This is a genomic window from Sphingomonas sp. UYEF23 (assembly GCF_040546165.1).
Lineage (GTDB): Bacteria > Pseudomonadota > Alphaproteobacteria > Sphingomonadales > Sphingomonadaceae > Sphingomonas > Sphingomonas glacialis.
On sequence record NZ_JBEPNG010000021.1, the window covers coordinates 1 to 4,825 of the forward strand.

2 protein-coding genes and 2 pseudogenes are annotated in these 4,825 nt (G+C 57.2%); 3 read left to right on the top strand and 1 reads right to left on the bottom strand.

Annotated elements, in window-relative coordinates; translation table 11 throughout:
* Positions 1-94: 94 nt before the first annotated feature.
* Positions 95-624, bottom strand: a pseudogene (locus ABIB28_RS18325) (transposase); the annotation flags it as partial.
* Positions 625-1,340: 716 nt separating this feature from the next.
* Here ABIB28_RS18325 and ABIB28_RS18330 point away from each other — a divergent pair.
* The 3 genes and pseudogenes from ABIB28_RS18330 to ABIB28_RS18340 form a co-directional block, all read left to right on the top strand.
* Positions 1,341-2,420 (top strand): IS630 family transposase, encoded by a 1,080-nt coding sequence (locus ABIB28_RS18330; protein ID WP_354289534.1) that lies wholly within the window; start codon positions 1,341-1,343, stop codon positions 2,418-2,420.
* A 128-nt stretch (positions 2,421-2,548) separates the two neighbouring features.
* Entirely contained in the window at positions 2,549-3,529 is a 981-nt protein-coding gene (locus ABIB28_RS18335; RefSeq protein WP_354289535.1) for a response regulator, read from the top strand.
* Positions 3,530-3,870: 341 nt separating this feature from the next.
* Positions 3,871-4,825: pseudogene (locus ABIB28_RS18340) on the top strand (IS3 family transposase); the annotation flags it as partial.

A 4,825-nucleotide genomic window follows, 5' to 3' on the forward strand; every position in this document is an offset into this window, starting at 1 on the left:
CAAAAGAAGCAACCTTACCAACGGCCGGATTTTACTCCGCCACGCTCAGCACCACGCCGGCGTTCCAATGGCCTGCTTTGTCACCGCCGCATCCATGCAGGCCACAGGAAAGGCCTTCGGCCAAGAGATCGTGCCAGACGCGACGCGCACCATAAGTCCGGTAACTGGAGATGAAGCTGGCGCGGATCTTCCCTGCATACTCTTCATCGCTGCGCGACCGGGCGCTCGGCGCACGCACCAGCCAGGCGTGGAAGCCAATGCGCGAGACATCGAGCGCCTCGCAAATCCACGACACCGGCCAGATCCCTCGATGCTTTGCGATGAACCTGAACTTCATATCGAGTCCCTCGCAAAGTAGGCCGCGGCTTTTTTTAATATGTCACGTTCGGCCTTCATCCGGGCCAACTCGCGGCGCAGCCGCTCAATCTCCTGCTGCTCCGGCTTCATCTGGCCGTTTCCGGGGAATGCCGACTGGGGATCGGCTTCCGCTTCGCGGACCCATTTGCGCAGCACGTTCTCGTGCAAGTCCAGGTCGCGCGCGGCCTGGGCCACCGACACGCCCCGCTCCCGCACCAGCTTCACCGCCTCGAGCTTGAACTCTCGGCTGAACTTCCGTCGTTGCATTTACACCCTCCGGTTCCGAAAACACCTTATCTCGGTGTCCACGAAACCGGCAGCAGCTCAGATGTCCGATGCCTATAGTGGAAGGCAAGTCCCTCATTGGCTGGGGCGCAGTGCGTGACACCCCTTGGCATTTCGCTGGTCTTTACGCCTCGCAAGGGGAAGCTCAAGCCAAGGCAGACCGAATGGGCGAAGGTTACGTGGCTCGGTATGGAGAGCGACAGCGCATACCCGATACATTTGCCTGCGCCGACGACCAGCGGCATTCAACGATGGCTAGTTCGCTGCATGAACCTTTATCTTCTGATATGACCCGCTTCAGCCGCTTAAGTGCGGTTGCCGCGTGGATTGATAATCAACTGCCCGCCATACGGGGGCACTGACATCCGATCGAATGCGTTCGTGCCCGCCTCGAATCGTCTCTCCGTCGGTAACCCGGCAACCGGATAAAACGGTGTCAGACGACGCTACTTGGAGAGATGTTCCGATGACACCGGGACCACGCTGATGCAGGTGCCGATGAGCGCTGCGATGCGTAGGATGGCGACGTCTGGCTTCATGCTTCCAGCCCGCACAAGAATTCTTAACGAACCCGATCGTGATGCCTATCGATCTCGCAACCGCGCAATCATGAAGCGCCAAGCGACCTAGTGGATCGATCGGGACGGAAGAGTCCGGTTGAGGATTCACTGTTCGATGTGGGTGTGCGACGATGCGGGATGCGCAGCGGGATCAGCATCGTCGTCACAGCATCGGACAGGGTCCGGCTCGAGGCTCTGGTGGCGGCCCGAGGATCGCGACAGAAGCACGTGTGGCGGGCGCGGATCGTGCTGCTGACCAACGATGGCCTGGGTACGGTCGCGATTATGGCAGCGACAGGCAAGTCGAAGACCTGCGTGTGGCGCTGGCAGGAGCGGTTCATGGCAGAAGGGGTTAAAGGTCTGCTGCGTGACAAGAGCCGGCCTCCCGGGATTGCGCCGCTTGGGTCCACGTTGGTCGACAAGGTCGTGAGGCTGACGCTGGAGCCGCCGGCCCACGAGGCGACGCACTGGACGGTGCGCGCCATGGCAAAGGCGGTCGGCATTGCTGCATCCTCGGTGGTCAAGATCTGGCACGATCACGGCTTGGCGCCGCACCGCTGGCGCAGTTTCAAGCTGTCCAACGACAAGGCGTTCGCCGAGAAGCTGGATGATGTGGTCGGGCTCTACGTCTCACCGCCCGCGCACGCGATCGTGTTTTCGGTCGACGAGAAGAGCCAGATCCAGGCGTTGGACCGCACCCAACCAGGGCTACCACTCAAGCGCGGCCGGGGCGCGACCATGACCCACGACTATAAACGAAACGGTACCACGACGCTGTTCGCAGCCCTCAATGTCCTTGATGGGTCGGTGATCGCCCGCAACATGCAGCGTCACCGGCATCAGGAGTTCATCCGCTTCCTGAATGCCATCGAGGCAGAACTGCCGCAGGACAAGGCCGTCCACGTCATCCTCGACAATTACGCGACGCATAAGCAGCCCAAAGTTCGCGCCTGGCTGGATCGCCACCCACGCTGGACCTTCCGCTTCGTGCCGACGTCATGTTCGTGGCTTAACGCGGTCGAGGGCTTCTTCGCCAAGCTGACCCGTCGTCGCCTGAAGAACGGCGTATTCCACTCCGTCGTCGACCTTCAGGCTGCCATCAATCGGTTCATCAAGGAGCATAATCAGCAGCCCCGACCCTTCGTATGGCGCGCCGATCCCGACGAGATCATTGCCGCCGTAAAGCGAGGGCACCAAACGTTGGAATCAATCCACTAGGTCTGCGGACCCCAGCGGGGCCGCGCGCATGAACCAACACCCTGCCGACTAACGAAAGTGAAACCTTTTTGAAATAGAAGGGTCTTTGCTCACCGATCGCTGCTTCGGGAGCGTGTAGGGGAGAAGCGATGAGACCATCGTCAAAGCAGCGAAGTGTCGTCATCGTTGATGACTCGCGAACTATCCAAGCAATGCTCGAAGTAGCATTTAGCTCTCGGCCAGAATTTAACGTCGTAGGGTTTGCAAACGACGCAAAATCAGCCGTTGAAATGGTGCGTCGCTTAACACCTGATATTGTCACAATCGATTTATGCATGCCGTATTTAGACGGCGGAGCGCTTCTTGAGCTACTTAGTGACATGACAAGCACGTGTAAAATCATTGTGTCAGATCGCGCCCTTTCGAATATTTTGCTGACCTCGAAGCTTATTGAGGCAGGCGCGGCGGCGTGCATTGCAAAAAGTGACCTGACTTTTAATCAAGAAGCATTTTTCAAAAAAGTAAATGCTGCGGCGCAATCGATCGCCAACCGTCCCCGGCATACGGCGAGCACGAAAAACCCATCAAATTCGCGACATAACGCTGTTGCCATAACTGAAGATGAAGCTACTCGCGCATTTCCCGTTCATATATATGAAAAGGAGCGGATTGATTTTGTTCAAGCATCTCGTTTAGCAAATGCTGAACGACAGCGTGAATTTGATGTTATCACAAAACACGTTGCTAAGCTTACGGGCTTTCCGGTTTGCCTATTAACAGTAATCGACCGAGACACACAGTGGGTTAAATCGTCGTTTGGCATTGAATTATTAAGCATGCCACGCGAGCAGGCATTCTGCAATTATACGATTTCTCAAACTGGGATTTTCATCGTGTCAAACGCTGTTGCCGACAAGCGATTTTCAAAAAACCCATTGGTTACTGGCGCTCCAGGCATTCGCACTTATGCTGGCTCGCCCATCGTCAACAGCAGTGGCATAGCAGTCGCAGCGTTGTGCGTTATCGATACAATCGTTCGCTCCGTCTCATCGCGAGTTACCGATCAACTAGCTGCTATGTCGGAGGTCGCAGCCGAAATGATAGCTCAGCGCATGCCCGTAGCGGCTTGATGTCGAACTGTACTATTCGCAGACTTCGTACTTTAGCAGGTATCTTATATATGCCGATTGGCAAGCCCATCGTGGATTGAGACATCTGATCGATTTAATTACGCAAAAAGATTGGCTGCCGAAAATTTACTCACCTGCGCTAGGATCTTGATGTTAAGTGTCGAGTACCGACACGTTGTACGTAGTAAGCGAGGCCTGAAGGCCGCCTTGCAGGATGCTTGGCCGACGGGCTGATTGCCGCTCTTTGAGCGGAGCATCGATGTTAGACGAGATAATAGTGATCTGCCCCCCGCTGAGTGGCCCAAAGACTATGATAGTCTGGACCACGAAAGGGACGACAGATGCCATTCAAGAAGCACAAGCCGGAAGAGATTATCGGCAAGCTGCGTGAAGTTGAGATCGTGCTGGCACAGGGTGCGTCGACTGCCGAAGCGTGTCGGCGGATCGCGGTCAGCGAGCAGACCTATTACCGCTGGCGTAAGGAATATGGTGGTTTAAAAACCGACCAGGCGCGGCGGATGAAGGATCTGGAGAAGGAGAATCTGCGTCTCCGGCGTGCGATATCGGACCTGACACTGGACAAGCTGATTTTACAGGAGGCAGCCCGGGGAAACTTCTGAGCCCTGCGCGGCGACGGCGCTGCATCGATCATGTGCGACGAGAGCTTCCGGTGTCCGAGCGACGGATCTGCCGGGTGCTGGGCCAGCATCGATCGACTCAGCGCAAGGTGCCGCGCGGGGCGGATGATGAGCAGGCGCTGAGCGAGGACATCATCGCGCTGGCGAAGCAATATGGTCGCTATGGCTATCGCCGCATGACGGCATTGCTGTGCCATGCCGGATGGTCGGTGAACCATAAAAGGGTCGAGCGGATCTGGCGGCGTGAGGGGCTCAAGGTCCCGCAACGTCAGCCGAAGCGTGGGCGGCTATGGCTCAACGATGGATCATGTATCCGGCTGCGCCCGGAATATCCGGGGCATGTGTGGGCGTACGACTTCGTCGAAGGCCGCACGCATGATGGTCGCAAGTTCCGCATCCTGACCATCATCGACGAGGCCAGTCGAGAGTGCCTGGCGTTGGTCGTTGCTCGTCAGCTCAAACATGAAGACGTGCTGGCGGCGTTGGCCGACCTGTTCGTTACGCGAGGACCACCGGCGCATATACGGTCGGACAATGGCGCCGAATTTATCGCCAACGCTGTGCAGAAATGGCTCGGCCAGATCGGCGTGAAGACGCTCTACATTGCACCGGGGTCACCATGGGAGAATGGCTACAATGAGAGCTTCAACGGGTCGCT

Coding starts and splice junctions, on each gene's coding strand:
- ABIB28_RS18330 (WP_354289534.1), top strand. CDS start 1,341: ATGCGCAGCGGGATCAGCATCGTCGTCACAGCATCGGACAGGGTCCGG.
- ABIB28_RS18335 (WP_354289535.1), top strand. CDS start 2,549: ATGAGACCATCGTCAAAGCAGCGAAGTGTCGTCATCGTTGATGACTCG.